Origin of the sequence: Pedobacter immunditicola (genome assembly GCF_037482985.1) — a bacterium.
Taxonomy (GTDB): domain Bacteria; phylum Bacteroidota; class Bacteroidia; order Sphingobacteriales; family Sphingobacteriaceae; genus Pedobacter; species Pedobacter immunditicola.
The window spans coordinates 550,743-570,992 of the sequence record NZ_JBBHKC010000001.1; the positions used below are offsets into that span (position 1 = coordinate 550,743).

Here is a 20,250-nt window from a genome sequence, read left to right on the forward strand (position 1 = left end):
GATTTTGAAACAAATGTTGAGATTTTCTGGAAATGATCAGATAACTTTTAGAGAATTATGATGCAATTGTATGTATTTGTAAATTAATCTCCAAGAAAAAATGAAAATAATTAAAAACTATTTTCAGATAATGTACAAAGATACTGATTATTTCCTTGTTTAAATTGGCATATTTGCAGCAAAATTCGAGAAATGAACAAAGCCCAATTATTTGAAGAAATAAAAAAGAAGCGATCATTTTTATGTGTAGGTCTTGATCCTGTCATAGAGAAAGTACCCCCGCATCTGTTAAAATATAAAGATCCGATATTAGAATTCAATAAACAACTGATCGATGCAACCCAGGATATTTGTGTAGCTTATAAGCCAAATACTGCTTTTTACGAAGCCCGGGGCATAAAAGGCTGGCAAAGTCTGTTAGATACCTGGAAATACATACCTAAAGATATCTTTACTATTGCCGATGCGAAAAGAGGCGATATAGGGAATACATCAGCCATGTATGCAGATGCTTTTTTCAACGAAGAAAAATCAGAAATGAGTTTTGATGCCGTTACAGTGGCTCCCTATATGGGGAACGATTCTGTTGTGCCATTTTTAAATTACCCCGATAAATGGGTAATCCTGCTGGCACTGACCTCCAATTCAGGTCACAGTGATTTCCAGTTACAGTCTTGTCCTGAAGGAAAGTTGTATGAGGAAGTGATCAGAATTTCTTCGACCTGGGCTAACAGCGAACAACTCATGTATGTTGTTGGCGCTACCAGGGGCGCGGAGTTTAAGAACATCCGTCGCCTTGCACCAGACAATTTCTTATTGGTTCCGGGTGTTGGGGCACAAGGTGGCAGTCTTAAGGATGTCTGTGAATATGGCCTTAATGATCAATGCGGTTTATTGGTCAACTCCTCAAGGGGAATTATTTATGCAGGTAATGGTTTAGATTTCGCTGAGAAGGCAAGGGAAGAAGCTTTAAAGCTGCAAAAAGAAATGGAGATCATCCTTTCTGAAAAAGGATTATGCTAAATGCAAAGTTAGATTTTAAACTGCTCTTTGCATTGATGGGGGTCGCGATCATCTGGGGTACCACCTATTTAGGAATCAGGATTGCAGTAGAAACCATTCCTCCCTGGTTTGTGACAGCCATCAGGCAGAGCATTGCGTCATTGATTTTATTAGCGGTCCTGGTTTCCAGAGGAGAGTTGAAATATTTAGGATGGCCGCATTTGCGCAGGCAAATCATCCTGTCTTTTTTAATGATCGTTATTTCCAATGGTTTGACTACAGTTGCTGAACAAACTATTCCGAGCGGGTTAACCTCCTTGCTCATTTCACTGGTGCCATTGGTCGTGTTTTTGGGCAGCGTCGTGTTTAAACTCCAAAAACCGTCCTTTAAAGGTTTTGCCGGGGTGTTGTTGGGGTTTTTAGGCGTTGCTTTTCTATTCAGACAAGGACTGGGTGATTTATTGGACCCCGACTACAAAACAGGAATCATGTTTCTTTCGCTGGCCATTCTTGGTTGGGCAACAGGTACAATTTACATTAAAAAGAATGTGCAACAAACGGAGAACATCTTTCTCGATTTGTTCTATCAATTCGTCTTCTCAGCTGTTATTCAATGGTTGTTCGCCTTTCTGTTCTCCAGTGATACGGCTGTTGATTCCTGGAGTTTGAACAGCTTCCTGGCCATTGTGTACCTGGGTGTTTTTGGTTCAGTGGTGGGTTTCTTTTGCTTCCATTATGCACTTAAAAAAGTGTCGGCAGTTAAAACTTCTATTTTATCATACTTTAACACCATCATCGCCATTTTCCTCGGATGGCTTATTTTAGATGAAGTGATTACCAAGGATATAATTATTGCAACGGTGTTGATTATTTCGGGAATTGTCATTACTAATTACACTAAAAAAGAAAAAATAAGTTAAACGTAGATAAAACCGTTTTGATAGCTTTAGGAGATGCAGTTCAAAGAAGACTTTTTGCATTTCATCTGGAAATTCAGGCTGTATAACAGCCCCTCGCTTCAATGTCATCCTCGTGGTCAACTTCAAGTTATGAATCCCGGCTTGTTAAATAAAAATGCGGGCCCGGACTTCCTTGAAGCTAAATTAAGAATTGATGAAACCCTATGGGCGGGGCATGTAGAGATACATTTGAAATCTTCAGACTGGCTCCTGCATCACCACGATCATGATGCAGCTTATGACAATATCATCCTACATGTGGTTTATGAAAATGATCAGCCCATTTACAGGAAGAACGGCTGCGAGATTCCAGTATTGGTATTAAAAGGAATGTTTGATGAGGCCTTATGGTACAACTACCATGCTTTAATTACCAATGCCAACCATTTCCCCTGTGAGAAACACTTATCTGGCGTGAACAGCATGATCATCAATGGATTTTTAAACCGGCAACTGGTGGAACGGTTGGAGGTAAAGACGCTCGCAATCCAACAGCAGCTTGACTATTATAAAGGAGACTGGGAGCGGACTTTCTACAATTTCCTTGCGAGAAGTTTCGGTTTTAAAGTGAATGCCAGCCCTTTTGAGCTCCTGGCATCTTCTCTCGATCCATTGATTTTAAAGAAGTACCAACAGAGTCCACTGCAGTTTGAGGCCTTGTTATTTGGACAAGCGGGGTTTTTGAATGGTCATTTCGAGGAACCTTATCCAGAAAGTTTAAGGAAAGAATATGCCCATTTAAAACGTAAGCACCGGCTCGAGCCAATAGATACTTCATTGTGGAAGTTTCTGAGAATGAGGCCACAAAATTTCCCAACCATCAGAATAGCGCAATATTCGGCACTTTTATTGCAGCATCCAAACTTGTTTACCAAGCTATTAGAAATAAGGGATTTTTCAGCTTATTATACGTTGTTCCAGAATTTGCCAATGCATTTGTATTGGGAGGATCATTATCATTTCAACAAGGTCACCAACAAAGTAAGTGTACAAATCGGTAAATCTTCCATAGAAAATATTTTGATCAATACCATTTGTCTTTTTTTATACGTTTATGGAAAGTATACCGATCAGGAAAAATATGTTGACAAAGCTTTTGACCTGCTGAATTTTTTACCCGCTGAAAAGAATTCCATCACAGAAAAATATAAATTTGCGGGAGTTAACGTAGACAGTGCTTTTTCATCGCAGGCAGTTTTACAATTGAATAAAAGCTATTGCAGTCAAAAAAAATGCTTAAATTGTAATATCGGAATCAAAATACTAAACAAATAACAATGTTTCAACAACTGGTTACCTTTTTCGAAAAACAGAGTTTTGGGGTGTGTACCTATCTTGCAGAAAAGCTGGGTATGTCTATCAGTAAAATACGGCTTTTTTTTATTTACTCCTCTTTCCTTGCAGTAGGCTTTCCGATCATATTTTACGTGCTTGCAGCATTAGTATTGGATGTCCGTCGTTACATAAAAAAAATCAGGCTAAGAATCTGGGATGTTTAAATATTTCAGGAATTCAACAATCTATAAATATTGATGTGTTCTGTTTAGAATACTGAATACATACAACTATATATTTATATTTGTTGATTATCTATACGAATAAAAAAAATGGCGCTAAAGGGAAACCAATTTAAATCTAACTCATTCAAAAACGAATCCGGTGGTAAGTCAGGTGCCAGATCATCCTCAAACTCGCCAAGGGACAGATTTGAATACCTTCCCCATTTTGACTTCCAGCACGGAAGGTTCATTAAAATACTCGGGCTGTTTTTTATCATCCTCTCACTGTATTTTCTCATTGCATTCACTTCCTACTTGTTTACCTGGCAAGATGATTACAGTTATGTAATTGATGCTAATGGCGGCTGGGGAAATTTGTTCAAAACCTTTGATGAGCTGAAGGCCGCAAACCTTACACCTGTGGTTCAAAACTGGCTTGGAAAATTCGGTGCCTTATTGTCGCATCAATTCATTTACGAATGGTTCGGACTGGCTTCCTTTTTATTCATCTTCGTTTTTTTTGTGATCGGCTATCGTCTGCTTTTCAAGGTGAAGATTTTTACTTTGGAAAAGACACTTGGCTACAGCTTGTTTTTCCTGCTGTTCCTGTCCTTAACTTTCGGCTTTTTTCATTCTTTTTTTAGTGATGCACCACATTTCCTGGAGGGTGAATTCGGATACTGGTCCAATAAATTACTTGCAGCTCAATTGGGTGCTGCTGGTGTAGGCGGCCTGCTTGCCTTTTTAGCATTAACCATTCTGATCATTGCCTATAACATAGATTTCAAACTTCCGGCACGCAAGCATCATTTACCTGATGTCGATGATGCTCCTGAAGATCAGGATATGCCTGATTTCACCGGAAAAGCAGAGCTGGAAAATGAAATTAAGACAGAGCCTATAGAGTTTTCAGTAAACGACAGGTATGCCAACCAGAAAAAGAAACCGCAAAACGTAGTTTTAACGCCGAGCCGTTATGAAGAGCCTGTGGTGGAAAAAGTACCTGTTCCGCCGGTTCAGGAACCTGTTAAAAATGTAATGCATGTGCCGCTGGTTGTCGAAGCTGAAGTAGAAAAGGAAGTGCCTGAGTTAACCATTGAAAAGACCGAAGAGGAAAAAAAATCTGAGGAATTGGTAGAGCAGTTTGGCACTTACGATCCTACGCTAGACCTGGCCAGTTATAAATACCCTCATTTGGACTTGCTGGAAAATTATGGCTCCAATAAAATATCTGTAGATGCAGAAGAGTTAGAGATCAACAAAAATAAAATTGTTGAAACCCTTAATCATTATAATATTGAAATCGATAAAATAAAAGCCACTATTGGTCCCACGGTAACTTTGTATGAGATTATTCCTGCACCAGGCGTTAGAATCTCGAAGATCAAGAACCTTGAGGATGATATTGCGCTAAGCTTGGCCGCTTTAGGGATTCGGATCATCGCACCGATGCCTGGTAAGGGTACCATTGGAATTGAGGTGCCTAACCTGAAGCCAGAGATGGTCTCCATGCGCAGTATTTTAGCGACCGAAAAATTTCAGCAATCTACCATGGAGTTACCTATTGCTTTGGGGAAAACCATTTCCAACGAGGTCTACATTGGTGATTTGGCTAAAATGCCACACTTATTGGTTGCCGGAGCTACAGGTCAGGGTAAATCGGTGGGGATTAATGCGATCCTCGTGTCCCTGCTTTATAAAAAGCATCCTTCCCAACTTAAATTTGTACTTGTTGACCCGAAAAAAGTAGAGTTAACCTTATTTAATAAAATTGAGCGTCACTTTTTAGCCAAATTACCTGGTGAGGCCGATGCCATTATCACCGATACCAAGAAAGTGATCACCACCTTAAATTCTTTATGCATTGAAATGGATCAGCGTTATGATTTGTTGAAAGATGCACAGGTAAGGAATATCAAGGAGTATAATGAGAAGTTTGTAAAACGGAAGTTGAACCCGAATAATTCACATCGCTTTTTGCCTTATATCGTATTGGTGGTGGATGAGTTTGCAGACTTAATGATGACTGCCGGAAAAGAAGTAGAAACCCCGATTGCGCGGCTGGCACAACTTGCAAGGGCTGTCGGTATTCATCTGGTGCTCGCCACCCAAAGGCCTTCTGTGAATATCATTACTGGTACCATTAAGGCGAATTTCCCGGCAAGGCTTGCCTTCAGGGTTTTGTCGAAAATAGATTCCCGGACTATCCTTGATAGTGGAGGTGCCGATCAGCTGATCGGTAGGGGTGATATGCTTTTATCAACCGGAAATGACCTGATTCGACTACAATGTGCTTTTGTGGACACCCCCGAGGTTGACCGCATCTCAGAGTTTATTGGCAACCAGCGAGGTTATCCTGAGGCTTACCAATTACCTGAGTATGTTGATGAGGCAGCAGAAAATGCTAAAATGGACTTTGATGCTTCAGACCGCGATGCCATGTTTGAGGATGCAGCAAGACTGATTGTAATGCACCAGCAGGGCTCAACCTCATTGATACAGCGTAAAATGAAATTGGGTTATAACAGGGCAGGTCGGATTATTGACCAGCTGGAAGCTGCAGGTATAGTTGGGCCATTTGAAGGCAGTAAGGCCAGGGAGGTTTTAATTCCCGATGATTATGCTTTGGAACAGTTCTTGGATAACTTAAAAAGTAAATAGCCTACGAAGTGTTCAGGAGATGCTTATGATAGCTTCATCACCAATTAAAAAAATATTAATGAGAAAAATGATAATCATGCTTTTGTTGCTAACCGGAGTAACCTTCAACGGTTATTCACAGCATGCAGCTAAAGCAAAAACAATCCTCGCTGAAGTGAGTAAAAAATATAAATCATACCAGGTGGTAAAAGCCACCTTCAGTTTTACCATTGATAATCCTAAAGCTAAAATTAAGAACACAGAGAATGGAACTTTGTATGTAAAGGCGAATGCCAATAAGTACAAAATGATCATGGACGAAAGGGAACTGATTAGTGATGGTAAAAACCAGTGGACACACCTGGTTGCTGATCAGGAAGTGCAGTTAACTACCGTAGATAACAGTTCAGATGCACTGAATCCTGCTCAAATCTTCACCCTTTATGAAAAAGGTTTCAGCCCGCTTTACACCGGTGAAAAGAAAACTGGCACCAAAGTTTACCAGACCATAGAACTGACTCCGCTAGATAAGCGTAAAAGCTATTCAAAGGTGATTTTAAGCATCGATAAAACCGCAAAGCAGATTGCTAAAGTATTGGTCCTGGAAAAAGATGGAAGCAAATATACTTACCTGGTTAAATCATTTGTGCCTAATGTAAAGGTACCTGAATCAACATTTACTTTTAATGCTAATAAATATCCTGGAGTTGAAGTCGTAGATTTAAGATAACTTTCGATAATTTTAAGCCTTGACTTTAACAGATAAATTTTGAAGATTACATTTTTAGGTACAGGAACATCTCAGGGGATTCCAGTCATCAGTTGTGGTTGCAAGATTTGTGCTTCCACCGATCCGAGGAATAACAGGCTCAGGACTTCCGTACTGGTGGAAACAGGGGATAAGACTATTGTAATAGACAGCGGACCGGATTTCCGTTTTCAAATGCTCAGGGCAGGGGTTAAAGATCTTGATGCCATTGTTTTTACACATGAACATAAAGATCATATCGCTGGATTAGATGACATCAGACCTTTTAATTACCTGCTAAAAAAGAACATTGATATCTATGCAGACCCACTGGTGGAGAAAGCTTTAAAAAGAGAGTTTTCGTATATCTTTTCCGAGGTCCAATATCCGGGTCTTCCTCAAATTAATCTTTTTGAAATTACCGGTGAGCCATTTGCAATAGGAGAGAACTTATGGATTCCTATTGATATCATGCATTATAAGTTGCCTATTTATGGTTACAGGGTAAACGATTTTACTTATATCACCGATGCAAAAACCATATCAAAAATATCTATTGATAAAATAAAGGGTACTAAGGTTTTGGTGGTGAACGCTTTACAGCGGTCCACTCATATTTCTCATTTTAACCTGGAGCAGGCCGTTGCTTTTGCACAGGAAATTAATGCCGAAATGACTTACCTCACGCATATCAGCCATAATTTAGGTTTGCATGAAGAAGTTGAACGTGAATTACCCCCAAATATCAGGCTTGCTTATGATGGTTTGACTTTTGAGGTTTAAAATTTTAAAATACTTGATAAACTTTGTTGAATAAATCTATATTTGCACAAATAAACCCGGGTGGCGGAATTGGTAGACGCACCACCTTGAGGGGGTGGCGCTTGTAAGAGTGTGGCAGTTCGAATCTGCTTCCGGGTACGGGTCGGAGTTATGTCCGTTTTTTAAAAGGGTTGCTCGAAAAAGAGTAACCCTTTTTTGTTGATTCCTGACACTCCAGTGATTTGGACTGGTCTTTAGGAATCAAGGTACTAGCTATAAATACAAGTAATTTCTAATATTTTTTTGACTTTGTCTTATCCGAGAGGAGGCATACTTTGATCCTTCACTTGGCATGCTTAACATGTGTAGTGCCGACCTAGTCGTTTGCACTATTTTTTATAACTGGTGTTGATACGGTAACACGCCGGCTAATCGGTTACCCCTGAGGAAGCACCAGCTCCTGTCCTTCGGTATGCTTTTTTTTGGTTAATTCTCATCGAAAGCCTCATCCCTGTTCCAAAGGGTAAAGGATTGTCAACAGCTTTTCCTGCACGGTCATCTCTCAAAGTTTGTATGGGATTACCCGTTTGTGCATATATCCCTAAGTATTATTCAGGCTCAAATTATATGCGGTAATAACCATTTTTTAGAGTATATAAGCTTTCTAAATAGCAAACGTGATGCTAATAATGTTTAAACAACCTAAATCTATTTCGTAATAGGGATTTTAATAAAACAAGGTTTCAAAAGAAGCTTCGTAATTTTTTGAAATTAGATATTTAAAAATAAATTTGTTTCGTAACTATATGAAAGTTTATCTTTAGAAATGTGTAGTTGTTAATAATCTGCTGGTAATTGATGTAGAAAAATTTTATCGAGTTAATAATGGATAAATTATGAATATGAAAAAAAACAAGAGTTGGCTGATTTTCGTTGCGGTGCATGTCATTTTTATGGGGGTGTGGGGTGGCTTAATTGAGATACCTGAGAAAAATGGTTTTCCTGCCAGCTTGGGTTACGTTGTGTGGGCTTTGACTATGATTCCTGCTGCAATTATTGCCTTGGCGATTAATAAGTGGAGATTAGATATTAACAAGCGTGCAATTGTTTTGGGGGTTTTGGCTGGATTGCTTGGTGCCTTTGGGCAATTGGTTCTTTTTTTTACTTTGAAAATAGCTCCTGCTTATCTCGTTTTCCCATTACTATCTTTAACTCCGGTAGTAACGATTTTACTTTCTGTAGTATTCTTAAAAGAAAAAACCGGTAGGTTAGGCTGGGTTGGAATCGTTGTTGCAATTATTGCGATTTTATTCCTTTCTTTTCAGCCTCCGGGTGACCATACTGTCGAGGGTCATTCATGGATGTTTCTTGCTGCAATACCTTTATTAGCGTGGGGTATTCAGGGCTTTGTAATGAGGTTTGCTAACGAAACAATGAAAGCAGAAAGTATTTTTTTTTACATGATGATTGGGTCTGTAATACTTATTCCCTTTGCGCTGAATATGACTGATTTTACGAAACCCATTAATTCCGGCTTTAAAGGACCCTATTTGGCTGCGATCATACAAATCTTAAATGCTTTTGGTGCACTTTGTCTAGTGTATGCCTTTAGAAATGGTAAGGCAATTATAGTTGCTCCAATGACAACTGCTCTTTCACCTGTTTTAACTGTAATTCTTTCCCTGATTATATATGCTGTTTTGCCACATGCGATAATTACAGTAGGGATGCTGTTTGCTGTTATTTCAGCATTTTTTATGGGATATGAAGAAACAAAAAACTAGAGCGGAACTAATTTAAACGGGTTGAGATATAAATTTTTTAAAATAAACTCATTTATGGAAAAAGACTCTCATGATCATGCAGATACGTTAAGCGAAATTTTGGGGCAACCCCATCTTTGGCAAGAAGTGTTTGAAGCTATTCTTGAGCATAAGCAAGGGCTCGAAGCTTTTCTAGTTCCGATTTTACACCTGGAAGATTTAAGAATTATCCTTACAGGTGCCGGGTCATCCGCTTTTATCGGTGAAGCTGTCCAAGGAATATTGCAAGATGAAACCCAAAGGATGACAGAAGCTATTGCGACAACTAACCTGGTGACGCATCCAAAATTATTTTTTCTGAAACAGGTACCAACACTTATGATCTCATTTGCAAGATCAGGGAATAGCCCTGAAAGCCTAGAAGCAATTCATCTTGCAAATTTTTATTGTGAACATATTTTTCATTTAATTATCACCTGTAACAAAAGTGGGGAGATTGTAAAGAATAGGGACGGAAAACGTAATTATATTTTTCTTTTACCGGAAAAATCCAATGATAAAGGTTTAGCAATGACAGGAAGTTTTACGTCTATGCTTTTATCAATCACTTTAATAGCAAAGCTTTATAAAATAGATACTTTAGAACCATCCTTGGTATGCTTAAAAGAAATTGCGTATTCTTTTATGAATAAACAGCTTTCTTCTATCAAAAATATTGCGCGGAGGCCTTTTAAAAGGATGATTTTCTTGGGCTCCGGGCCACTATTAGGTATTGCAAGAGAATGTCACTTGAAATTGCAAGAATTGACTGATGGTCAGGTTATCTGTAAATATGATTCTTTTCTTGGTTTTAGGCATGGGCCAAGGGTAGTCGCAAATGAGGAGGCTATCATAGTTTATTTGTTTTCAAATGATGATTTTGTGTTTCAATACGAAAAAGATTTAGTAGAATCTATTGCAGCTGATTTGGTTGTTGTACCAACAATCAGCTTTGGAAGAAAAGTCAGTGCGCCAAAAAGCAGCCTTTTGGATATTGAATTTTCCAACCAGGATATACAGTCAAATGAATTTTATTTTATAGCGGCTACATTATTAGGGCAGTCATTAGGTTTTTATAAATCGCTTGATTTAGGCTTGAATCCCGATAATCCATCAGTCTCTGGCCGAATTAACAGGGTTGTGCAAGGTGTGTCGATTTACTCTATTGAAAATAATGAGAAATGATTTTTGCGTTTTTGGCGATACAAAGTGGATGTAAACGAGTTATTAGACAAAGTTGGTTTAAAAAGGTATAGCGATGAATGATAAAGGTATTTTGGTAATTGGAGAATTGAATATTGATCTTATCTTGAACAGCATTCAGGGCTTTCCTGCAATTGGTGAAGAGATACTGGCCAATGAATTCAATGTAACAATGGGTAGTTCTTCGGCGATTTTTGCTTCTAATATCTCTATTCTTGGAGTTGACACCACTTTTTGCGGTATGGTAGGCCGGGATTCCTTTGGACAGTTTATCTGTGAGGAGTTAAGGCGTAAAAATGTAAATACGACACATATTGTTGAATCTGAAAGATACAAAACGGGGATTACTGTTGTTTTGAATTATGATCAAAATCGCGCCAACGTTACCTACTGCGGGGCAATGGAAATGTTCAATAAGACTAATGTCCCTGTACATCGGTTTGCTGATTTTAAGCACCTTCACATTTCATCTTACTTTCTTCAGAAAGGTATTCAGAAGGAGATTCCTAATTTATTTAAGTTGGCTAAGGATAATGGATTATCAACCTCTTTAGATATACAGTGGGATCCTGAAAATAAATGGAAGTTCCCTTATCAAGATTGCCTCCCTTATGTAGATGTTTTCTTGCCTAACGAAAATGAATTATTAATGCTTTCCGGAAAGCCAACAATCGGGGAAGCACTAATGTTGGTGGGTGAATTTGGAAATAAGATTGTTGTTAAGCAAGGTGTAAAAGGGTCAACCTGTTATGAAAGTGGGAGGCGGGAATTTTGCCCTGCTTTTGTAAATGATCATTTTGTAGATGCTATTGGAGCAGGAGATAGTTTTAATGCAGGGTTTATTTTGAAATATCTTTCAGGAGAGTCAGTTAAAGAAAGCTTACGGTACGGGAATTTAATTGGTGCAATCAGCACTACGGCCTCAGGTGGGACAACAGCGTTTGAAAGCTTGGCCTCCTTTCAACAAGCTAGACAATTATTTGATTTAACAATACTACAATCATGAATTTAAAAGAAAAGCTAAAGGTATTTACTGCCCAAAAAAGAGGTGTACTGGCAACAAATTTTTACAACCTGGAAACGTTGCGCGGAGTTCTTGAGGCTGCTAGGGCACTAAATCAACCTCTGATTCTTCAACTAACAAGAAGCTCGATTGAATATATGGGACTGGCGACGGCTGTCAGTCTCGGACGTGAGGGTTTGAAACAGTTTGGTGTAGAAGGTTGGATTCATTTGGATCACGGTGACACTGTTGATCTGGCACAATCCTGCCTTGATGCTGGATTTGATTCTGTAATGATAGATGGGAGTGAACTATCTTATGAGGAGAATATTAAACTAACCAAGGAGGTGGTGAAACGGGCCAAGGGTTATAATGCTCATGTAGAAGCGGAACTTGGTTATGTTGCAAAATTAGGGCAATCTTCTGCAGTTCAGTTTTTCACAGACCCAGATCAAGCCAGTGAATTTGTTAGAATCACTGGGGTTGATTCGCTTGCTGTCGCTATTGGTACTGCCCATGGTTTTTATAAAAATGAGCCTAGATTACAGTTTGATCTCCTTTCAGAAATTTCTGCCAAAACGGATGCTACTTTGGTTTTGCATGGTGGATCTGGTATTCCTGAGGAGCAGCTCAAAGAGGCAATTTTAAGAGGGATTTGTAAGGTGAATCTCGCAACAGAAATAAAAAACATATTTATGAAAACTCTTCAGTCTTCTCTAGCCAATTCATCTGAAATTGACTTAAGAAAGGTTTTTCCTATTGCTACACGAAATATTACAAATTTGGTGAAAGAGAAGTTGTTAATGATGAAAAGTCATAAGGAGTAATTTTTTTACTCTTTTGTTCTAAACGAAAGGTTGTGAAGGTTAAAATTTTATAAATAAATGTTTCAAAAAAATATAGATTGAGTTTTGAAACGAAATAAAAAAGTATTATATTTATATAGTAAGGTTTCGAAAGCATTATGCGTGGGTTTAGGAGATTTATTAATAAAATTACCAAATCATCATGTGTCAATTTTCAGAAGCCTGCTTGAGAAAATTCCGATGTTAATCTAATCTATTTCTTTATTTTTTAATCTTAAACTGATTTCATGAAAAGAGTTGTACTGTTGTTTTTCGTTCTATTCACCGGAGTCTACTTCTGTGATGCTCAGGAGATTAAGGTTACCGGTCAAATTACAAATCAGGCCGATGGCAAGCCCTTACCAGGTGTAACCGTTACCGTAAAAGGTACCACTGCTGTAGCCACAACAAATTCAGAAGGTAAATTTTCAATTGCAGCCCCTGAGTCAGGAACGTTGATTTTTTCTTCTGTTGGCTTTAATACGCTGGAGGTTCCTGTTGGTAACCGGTCCGTGATCAATATGGCATTGGCTGATCGTGATGAATCTTTGGATGAAGTGGTTGTTATTGGTTATGGAAAACAAAAAAGAGTTAATCTGATTGGATCCGTAGTTACCGTGTCAAACAAAGAACTTTCGGCGGCACCGGTTGCTAATATTTCCAATGCCTTAGCTGGGCGTTTGCCTGGAGCCGTTGTTCAGCAGAGATCTGGTGAACCAGGGGGTGATGCGGCATCTATTTTGATCAGGGGAAGCGGAACTTTAGGCAATACTTCGCCATTAATCGTAATAGACGGTATTGCTGGACGTGATCTGAATGCTGTTAACGCCAATGATGTTGAAAGTATTAGTGTGTTAAAAGATGCATCAGCTGCAATTTATGGCGCTAGGGCCGCAAATGGCGTAATTTTGGTGACCACCAAACGTGGTAAAGAAGGCACTGCGCCCACATTAAATTATTCATTTTATCAAGGGCTTTTGTCGCCAACTCAATTGCCGGAAATGGCCGATGCACCTACCTATGCGCAAATGCTTCGTGAAATGGAATCTTATAAAGGTGTTGACGAATCAAATATGACCTTTTCACAGGAGGATGTGGATAAGTTTAGGTCAGGCGAATATCCATGGACTCATCCAAATACAAATTGGTGGGATGAAACATTAAAAAATAATAGTGTTACCCGTCATCATGATTTATCAGTTAGAGGTGGATCTAAAGCAGTTAATTATTTTGTGTCTTTCGGTTCGCAATATGATGATGGTTTATTTAAAAATTCTGCCAAATCATTTAACCGGTATAACCTAAGGGCAAATGTGGATGTGCAGTTAAATAAATACCTGGCTTTTGGGGTAGATCTTGATGGTTCGCAGGAAAACAGAATGGGATCATCAATGGATACCGAGACGATATTTAATGTGACCAATCAAAATAAACCAACTACTTTTGCCACTTATCCAAATGGCGTGTACGGTACAGGAGCATTTGGAGCATCTTATCAACCTCAGTTGGTATCTACTTTTGAGTCTGGCTTTAATGATGGTAAACGTTACAGAAGTAACAATAAGTTCAATGCTACACTTAAAATTCCTGGTGTAGAAGGTTTGTCTTTATCCAGTTATTATGCATACGATGTTTATTTTGGTAATCGAAAATTATTTGATAAACCAGTCTCTGCTTACATTCTGGATGATGACGCTTACCTGGCTGCAGGAAATACCGGAAAAGAAGATGGAAGTGCTTTTCTAATTAAAAGCTCCGATAATTACGATCCGAGATTAACCAATTTTTCTGAAAACTCCAATATGAAGACTTTCAATGCGAAGTTGAACTATGAGAAAACTTTTAAGGAAAATCATAATGTTAGTGCCTTTGTTTCTTATGAAAGTTCTGAGTTTAATGCGCAGGGTATCAGTGCTTTCAGAAGGTATTTTATTAGTGATCAATTGCCGTATTTATTTGCAGGAGGAAACAATGAAAAAGACAATACGGAAACTGTTGGTATCGACTCCCGCATTAATTATTTCGGAAGATTGAGCTATGACTATAAAGAAACCTATTTATTTCAATTTGCTTTTAGAAGAGATGGCTCATTAAGATTTTCTAACGAAAGTGGCAGATGGGGTAATTTTCCAAGTGTGCTGGCTGGCTGGAGAATCTCGAATGAAAATTTCTGGAAAAACAATGTGAAGTTTATCGACTTTTTCAAACTTAAAGCTTCGTGGGGACAAATGGGTAATGATTTAGTTGAACCTTTCCAATATTTGGCATCTTATGCTTTCGGCACAGGAGGTATATATGGATCATCTGGTTCCTATTCTTCCAGCTTATACCAATCTAACTCACCAAATCCATTTATTACCTGGGAAGTTGCTAATGTGTATAATACTGGATTTGAATCCCTGTGGTTTAACAATAAAATGACCTTTAATGCTGACTTTTTCTATCAACGCCGTAATAATATTCTCGTGAAGAGAAATGCGTCAGTACCTGGTTTTACAGGAATTACCCTTCCGGATGAAAATTTTGGAATCGTTGACAACAAAGGATTTGAACTTGAATTGGGGTACAGCAGCACCTATAAAAATGATTTTTCTTATGCTATTAATGGAAATTTTGCATTTGCACGCAATAACGTAGTTGAATTTGATGAGCCGGCAAAAAGTGTAACCTGGCAGGTACAAACAGGACATCCTTTAGGCGCTGAGTTGCTTTATAAATCTACCGGTATCTTCAGAGATTGGGATCAGGTAAATTCATTACCTCATGTTCCTGAAGCACGTCCCGGAGATGTAATTATTCAAGATACAAATGGTGACGGAACCATTGATAATGATGACAGGATTTTGTTTGACCAAACCACTAATCCTGAAATTACCTTTGGTTTATCTATTAATTTAAAATACAAGAATTTTGAATTAAATGCACTTGTTAATGGTACTGGTACTGCTTGGGTAAGAAGATTAGGATCACAACAAGGCTCTGCAGGTGACTATTATCAGTTCTCTGCTGATGGAAGGTGGACACCAGATAATATTGATGCAGTTAAACCACGTGCATATGATGGTGCAAGTACTTATTGGAGAGGTGCATATACTACAGATATGGAATACCAGAACCAGGCTTATGCCCGCATGAAAAACATCCAGTTCTCTTACACCATACCAAAGGATTTATTGAAAGGTATATTTATTAATGATGCACAGATTTATGTATCAGGTCAAAATCTCTTTCTGATTTATGCAGCTAAAAATCGGATATGGGATCCGGAATTTAGTGGAAACAGGGATAATTACCCTTTAATGAAGGTGGTTTCATTTGGTGCGAAGGTATCTTTTTAAAATTGAAGGTTTATTCTTAATTAAAATTCTAGAACAGGTAATATGAAAAATTATAAATTAAGTATTAATGTGTTTTTGTTGTTGCTTTTATTTACATCCTGTAAAAAAACCTCAATATTAGATAGCTCCCCTCAGGATAAATATTCCGATGCTTTACTCTGGGCAGATATTAATCTAGTAGATGCATATTTGTTAGATACCTATCATGGCATCAGAATGGGATTTACACAAACTTTACTTTCTTCAGTTAGTGATGAAACACATGAGTCATTTACTCACGGACCGGAGATTTATGTGGCAGGAAGTACAACAGCTGATAATACTTCTCCATGGGATGGAGGTGAGTATAACTTTACGGCTTGGTCAGACTATTTTCTTAATATTCAAAAATTAAACACATTTATTTCAAAAATAGATCAGGTGGCCGATGCGTATCCTGCAACGGATCAAGCAGCGATAAAAAGTAAATCTGATGTGATGAAAGGAGAGGCCTTATTTCTTAGGGCTTACTGTTATGGACAACTGGTTAGAATTTATGGAGGTGTTCCGCTGATGAAGGAACCTGCTAAGTTGGGGGACGATTTTAATTCCATATTACGTGGTACATTTGAAGAAACTATAAATTTTATAGTTGGTGATTGCGATGCAGCAAATTCGTTGCTCTTGGATAAGGATGAAACGGTATTAGGAAGAGCAACAAAAGGCGCGGCCCTTGCACTTAAATCCAGAACATTATTATTTGCCGCCAGCGACCTTACCGCTGATGGAAGTGCTAAAAGTAAATATGTGGGTTATGTAAGTCCAAATAGAAATGCCTTATGGCTTGCAGCCAAAAATGCAGCCAAAGCAGTGATTGACCTGCAGGATTATCAACTCGCCAATTTTGGAGCGCCTGATAAAGCTGAAGTCTCTAAAAACTACTATATTTTTTTTAAAACAAAGGATCTTTCCAATAGTGAAATTATCTGGGGTAAAATGTACTCAAAATCTTCCGGGGATGTAAATCAAATGAATCAATGGAATGGAGGCAATGGCTGGGACCAATGGGCCAGTAACGCACCTCTTCAGAATTTGGTTGACAGTTACCAGATGGAAGATGGAACTGATTTTTCAAGCCATTTCAAAGTAGACGCACAAGGATTATATCAGAATATTTCTGATAAGTATACGTCGGCAGATCCTTACCAATCGAGGGATCCAAGATTTTATGGGTCTATATTGTATGATGGTGCGCCTTGGAGGCCGCGTCCTGCAAGTTTACAGCCTAGAGATCCTATTGGTAATTACGACAGACGTACACGTATTGTAATCAATAATGGAACCACTGTTTCAACGACTTTTGGTCTTGATACCCGGCAAGGGCCTGTCTCTCCCTGGAATGGAAGTTTTACTGGTTATGTGATGAAAAAAATGGTTGATGATGGAGTCAATTTTAATTTACAGAACAATGAAAATGCCTGGATAGAGTTCAGGTATGCTGAAGTACTGTTAAACTATGCTGAAGCTAGTCTGGAGCTTGGTGAAAATGGAGAAGCAACGAACACCATAAATCAAATCAGGAACAGGGCAGGTATGGCCAATTTTGTAGGGGATGCTAAAATGGCTTTGCGCTATGAGCGGAAAATTGAATTGGTATTTGAGAACAGCCGGTGGTATGACATCAGACGGTGGAAAATACTCGAACAAACACTAACGGATGCGCTAGGTGTAGATATTACTGAAACTAATACTAACGGCGTTGTCAAAACGGCATGGAAACAAATTTCGGTTGAAAAACGTCAGGCTAAAGCTAAAATGTATTGGATTCCAATTCCTAATGAAGAAAGAAGAAAAGCTCCGCAATTAGAACAGAATCCAGAATATTAATTTAAAAAGAAGATGATATTTGCGCCATTACTGGAATCCTGATATCATATTCGCTGCCACAAAGGGACATAGTAAGCGCTTGGGGCCTGTGCCGATGTAGGTCATTTTATGCGTTCTGGACTGAATTCAGTCGAATGTTTGAAGAAATTGAATGGCCATGTTTTGCATCTGCATATGAAAGATCTAAATGATAAAGATGGTGATGAAGACCGGGGTGTCCATCGGTGACAGGAAAATACGCCTGATGTTGCTGCTCCTGCCGTTTATTTTTGAAACGCGTTGAAATGATGATCATTTTATTTTATAAGTAAACTGGATGGAAAGAAGGAGCTTTATAAGGAATATTTCGGTAGCTGTAGGAACAACGATGTTGTTTCCGGGATGTTTAAACCATAGTCCAAAGTCAGCATTGTCACTTGATAAAATTGACGTTGATCAGGAGGAACTGCTTGCAGAAATAGCAGCCACTATAATTCCCAAAACCGATACGCCGGGTGCACGTGAAGTTGGCGCACATTTGTTTGTGGTGAGGATGCTGAATGACTGTTACGAAAAAGAAAAACAAGATAACTTTATTCAGGGCTTGGAAGAGTTGAAAATGTATACCAGGCAACAGTATGGACAATCTTTTGAAAAATGTTCTAACATCCAGAGAGAGAAAATTCTACAAAGTATAGAAAATAAAGAGATAGATAATCCACCGCTTGTGGAGTTTTATTCTATTATGAAAGCAAAAACTATCCAGGCTTACATGACATCTAAGTATGTAATACATGAAATAAAACACTATGAAATCATACCATCAGTTAAGTATAATGGTTACTATCCCTTAAAAAATACCTAAGCAAATGAATAACCTCAATACAGGAACAATAAAAGAACGTACGTTTGATGCGATAGTCATTGGTTCGGGAATGAGCGGCGGCTGGGCTGCAAAAGAATTTACAGAAAAAGGACTCAAAACGTTGGTTTTGGAACGGGGGAGAGATGTAAAACATATCAAAGATTATCCAACCGCGAATAAGTTTCCCTATGAGTTTGAGCACCGTGGCGAAATGCCCCTAAATGTAAGGCTGGCTAATCCACTTATGAACCGTTTTTATGGATTTAAAGAAGATGCAGCACATTTTTTTGTCAAGGATGCGGAACATCCCTATGTACAAGAAAAGCCATTTGACTGGATTCGTGGCTATCAGGTAGGTGGAAAATCTTTGATGTGGGCAAAAGCTACACAAAGATGGAGTAATTTTGATTTTGAGGGCCCGGCACGTGACGGCTTTGCTGTAGATTGGCCCATTCGTTATGCAGACCTTGCTCCGTGGTATAGTTATGTAGAGAAATTTGCTGGTATTGCCGGTAACAGAGATGGCTTAAAACAATTGCCAGATGGTGAATTCTTACCTGCCTTTCCACTTAACGCAGTTGAAGATTATTTCAGAATACAATTGAATGAAAGATATGAGCATAGACATGTAATCAGTGAGCGCGTTGCACATTTAACGAAACCAAATCCTATACATCTGGAGCAAGGAAGAGGACAATGTTTAACTCGCAATTTGTGTCATAGGGGTTGTCCGGTAGGTGGGTATTTTAGCAGCAACTCGAGTACACTCCCTTGGGCAGAAAGGACCGGAAATTTAACTTTACGTCCCTTTTCAGTAGCACATTCTATAATATACGATGAGCAAAAAAATAAAGCAACAGGGGTGAGGGTTATTGATACCAATACCAAAGATGTCATAGAATATTATGCCAGCGTTATTTTTGTAAATGCAGGAGCGTTAAATTCCAATCTTTTGCTGTTGAATTCTACATCTTCGAAATTCCCTGAAGGATTGGGGAATGAAAATGGCCTGATGGGCAAGTTTGTAGCTTTCCATAATTATAGTGCTCGTATTAGTGCGGAGTTTGAAGGGTTAAAAAAGTTCACCACTGTTGGTCGAAACCCGGCTGGTGGGGGCTATATGCCTAGATTTAGAAATCTCTTCAGACAGGAAACGAACTTCCTGCGTGGCTATGCCGCAGGATTTTCTGCATACAGAAGTTCAGAAGTGGATTCTTCAGGAACCGGAGCCGGTTTAAAAGAAAGACTTTTGTATCCAAAAGTTGGACCCTGGAAAATAGGTTCACACATGATGGGAGAAACAATTCCTAAGGAAACGAATATGGTTACGCTAGATCCTGATCAAAAAGACAACTGGGGTATTCCATTATTAAAAATATCTGTTGTCTATGATAATAATGATGAGAAAATGAAACAGGACTATTTTGATCAGTTTTCAGAGATGTTAACGGCAACCGGTTTCAAAAATATCGAGACGCATAACTCAACACAAAACCCTGGGATGGATATCCATGAGATGGGGGGCATAAGAATGGGGAAAGACCCTAAAACTTCCTTGTTGAACAAATGGAACCAATTGCATGCCTGCAAAAATGTTTATGTAACCGATGGCGCATGTATGACCTCTACGTCTACTCAAAATCCTTCGCTTACGTTTATGGCATTAACAGCAAGAGCAGTAGATCATGCGGTTACACAGTTAAAAAGAGGCGATATATAAAATATAAATTAACAAGATG

Annotated in this window: 15 protein-coding genes and 1 tRNA gene; all 16 read left to right on the forward strand. The window is 38.6% G+C overall.

Annotation, left to right across the window (positions count from 1 at the left end; translation table 11 throughout):
* Nucleotides 1-192: 192 nt before the first annotated feature.
* Entirely contained in the window at nt 193-1,023 is an 831-nt protein-coding gene (gene pyrF / locus WG905_RS02280; protein WP_339590071.1) for an orotidine-5'-phosphate decarboxylase, read from the forward strand.
* Nucleotides 1,017-1,922: a DMT family transporter gene (locus tag WG905_RS02285; RefSeq protein ID WP_339590072.1), complete on the forward strand. Its 906-nt coding sequence runs from the start codon at nt 1,017-1,019 to the stop codon at nt 1,920-1,922. The genes pyrF and WG905_RS02285 overlap by 7 nt, the downstream gene beginning before the upstream one ends.
* Before the next feature lie 33 nt (nt 1,923-1,955).
* A complete protein-coding gene (locus WG905_RS02290) occupies nt 1,956-3,236 on the forward strand; it encodes a DUF2851 family protein (protein WP_339590073.1) in 1,281 nt (426 codons plus the stop codon).
* A 2-nt stretch (nt 3,237-3,238) separates the two neighbouring features.
* The gene (locus WG905_RS02295; RefSeq protein WP_339590074.1) at nt 3,239-3,460 is read left to right on the forward strand and encodes a PspC domain-containing protein; all 222 of its coding nucleotides are present in this window, start codon (nt 3,239-3,241) and stop codon (nt 3,458-3,460) included.
* 108 nt (nt 3,461-3,568) lie between these two features.
* Entirely contained in the window at nt 3,569-6,121 is a 2,553-nt protein-coding gene (locus tag WG905_RS02300; RefSeq protein ID WP_339590075.1) for a DNA translocase FtsK, read from the forward strand.
* A 58-nt stretch (nt 6,122-6,179) separates the two neighbouring features.
* Complete coding sequence (gene lolA1, locus WG905_RS02305) at nt 6,180-6,830, forward strand: outer membrane lipoprotein periplasmic chaperone LolA1 (RefSeq protein WP_339590076.1); 651 nt, start codon at nt 6,180-6,182, stop codon at nt 6,828-6,830.
* A 39-nt stretch (nt 6,831-6,869) separates the two neighbouring features.
* On the forward strand, nt 6,870-7,631 hold the full coding sequence (locus WG905_RS02310; RefSeq protein ID WP_339590077.1) for an MBL fold metallo-hydrolase: 762 nt from the start codon (nt 6,870-6,872) through the stop codon (nt 7,629-7,631).
* A 54-nt stretch (nt 7,632-7,685) separates the two neighbouring features.
* A tRNA-Leu gene (locus WG905_RS02315) sits at nt 7,686-7,769 on the forward strand.
* 743 nt (nt 7,770-8,512) lie between these two features.
* Nucleotides 8,513-9,394 (forward strand): DMT family transporter, encoded by an 882-nt coding sequence (locus tag WG905_RS02320; RefSeq protein ID WP_339590078.1) that lies wholly within the window; start codon nt 8,513-8,515, stop codon nt 9,392-9,394.
* Nucleotides 9,395-9,448: 54 nt separating this feature from the next.
* A complete protein-coding gene (locus WG905_RS02325; RefSeq protein WP_339590079.1) occupies nt 9,449-10,597 on the forward strand; it encodes an SIS domain-containing protein in 1,149 nt (382 codons plus the stop codon).
* A 73-nt stretch (nt 10,598-10,670) separates the two neighbouring features.
* Nucleotides 10,671-11,621, forward strand: a complete 951-nt coding sequence (locus WG905_RS02330) for a carbohydrate kinase family protein (RefSeq protein WP_339590080.1) — start codon at nt 10,671-10,673, stop codon at nt 11,619-11,621.
* Nucleotides 11,618-12,445 carry a class II fructose-bisphosphate aldolase gene (locus WG905_RS02335; RefSeq protein WP_339590081.1) on the forward strand — a complete coding sequence of 276 codons (828 nt, stop codon included), beginning with the start codon at nt 11,618-11,620 and terminating at the stop codon, nt 12,443-12,445. The genes WG905_RS02330 and WG905_RS02335 overlap by 4 nt, the downstream gene beginning before the upstream one ends.
* A gap of 266 nt (nt 12,446-12,711) precedes the next feature.
* Nucleotides 12,712-15,801, forward strand: a complete 3,090-nt coding sequence (locus WG905_RS02340) for a SusC/RagA family TonB-linked outer membrane protein (RefSeq protein ID WP_339590082.1) — start codon at nt 12,712-12,714, stop codon at nt 15,799-15,801.
* 42 nt (nt 15,802-15,843) lie between these two features.
* The gene (locus WG905_RS02345; protein WP_339590083.1) at nt 15,844-17,667 is read left to right on the forward strand and encodes a RagB/SusD family nutrient uptake outer membrane protein; all 1,824 of its coding nucleotides are present in this window, start codon (nt 15,844-15,846) and stop codon (nt 17,665-17,667) included.
* A 316-nt stretch (nt 17,668-17,983) separates the two neighbouring features.
* On the forward strand, nt 17,984-18,511 hold the full coding sequence (locus WG905_RS02350) for a gluconate 2-dehydrogenase subunit 3 family protein (RefSeq protein ID WP_339590084.1): 528 nt from the start codon (nt 17,984-17,986) through the stop codon (nt 18,509-18,511).
* 4 nt (nt 18,512-18,515) lie between these two features.
* Nucleotides 18,516-20,231 carry a GMC oxidoreductase gene (locus tag WG905_RS02355; RefSeq protein WP_339590085.1) on the forward strand — a complete coding sequence of 572 codons (1,716 nt, stop codon included), beginning with the start codon at nt 18,516-18,518 and terminating at the stop codon, nt 20,229-20,231.
* Nucleotides 20,232-20,250: the final 19 nt, after the last annotated feature.

Coding starts and splice junctions, on each gene's coding strand:
- pyrF (WP_339590071.1), top strand. CDS start 193: ATGAACAAAGCCCAATTATTTGAAGAAATAAAAAAGAAGCGATCATTT.
- WG905_RS02285 (WP_339590072.1), top strand. CDS start 1,017: ATGCTAAATGCAAAGTTAGATTTTAAACTGCTCTTTGCATTGATGGGG.
- WG905_RS02290 (WP_339590073.1), top strand. CDS start 1,956: ATGCAGTTCAAAGAAGACTTTTTGCATTTCATCTGGAAATTCAGGCTG.
- WG905_RS02295 (WP_339590074.1), top strand. CDS start 3,239: ATGTTTCAACAACTGGTTACCTTTTTCGAAAAACAGAGTTTTGGGGTG.
- WG905_RS02300 (WP_339590075.1), top strand. CDS start 3,569: ATGGCGCTAAAGGGAAACCAATTTAAATCTAACTCATTCAAAAACGAA.
- lolA1 (WP_339590076.1), top strand. CDS start 6,180: ATGAGAAAAATGATAATCATGCTTTTGTTGCTAACCGGAGTAACCTTC.
- WG905_RS02320 (WP_339590078.1), top strand. CDS start 8,513: ATGAAAAAAAACAAGAGTTGGCTGATTTTCGTTGCGGTGCATGTCATT.
- WG905_RS02325 (WP_339590079.1), top strand. CDS start 9,449: ATGGAAAAAGACTCTCATGATCATGCAGATACGTTAAGCGAAATTTTG.
- WG905_RS02330 (WP_339590080.1), top strand. CDS start 10,671: ATGAATGATAAAGGTATTTTGGTAATTGGAGAATTGAATATTGATCTT.
- WG905_RS02335 (WP_339590081.1), top strand. CDS start 11,618: ATGAATTTAAAAGAAAAGCTAAAGGTATTTACTGCCCAAAAAAGAGGT.
- WG905_RS02340 (WP_339590082.1), top strand. CDS start 12,712: ATGAAAAGAGTTGTACTGTTGTTTTTCGTTCTATTCACCGGAGTCTAC.
- WG905_RS02345 (WP_339590083.1), top strand. CDS start 15,844: ATGAAAAATTATAAATTAAGTATTAATGTGTTTTTGTTGTTGCTTTTA.
- WG905_RS02350 (WP_339590084.1), top strand. CDS start 17,984: ATGGAAAGAAGGAGCTTTATAAGGAATATTTCGGTAGCTGTAGGAACA.
- WG905_RS02355 (WP_339590085.1), top strand. CDS start 18,516: ATGAATAACCTCAATACAGGAACAATAAAAGAACGTACGTTTGATGCG.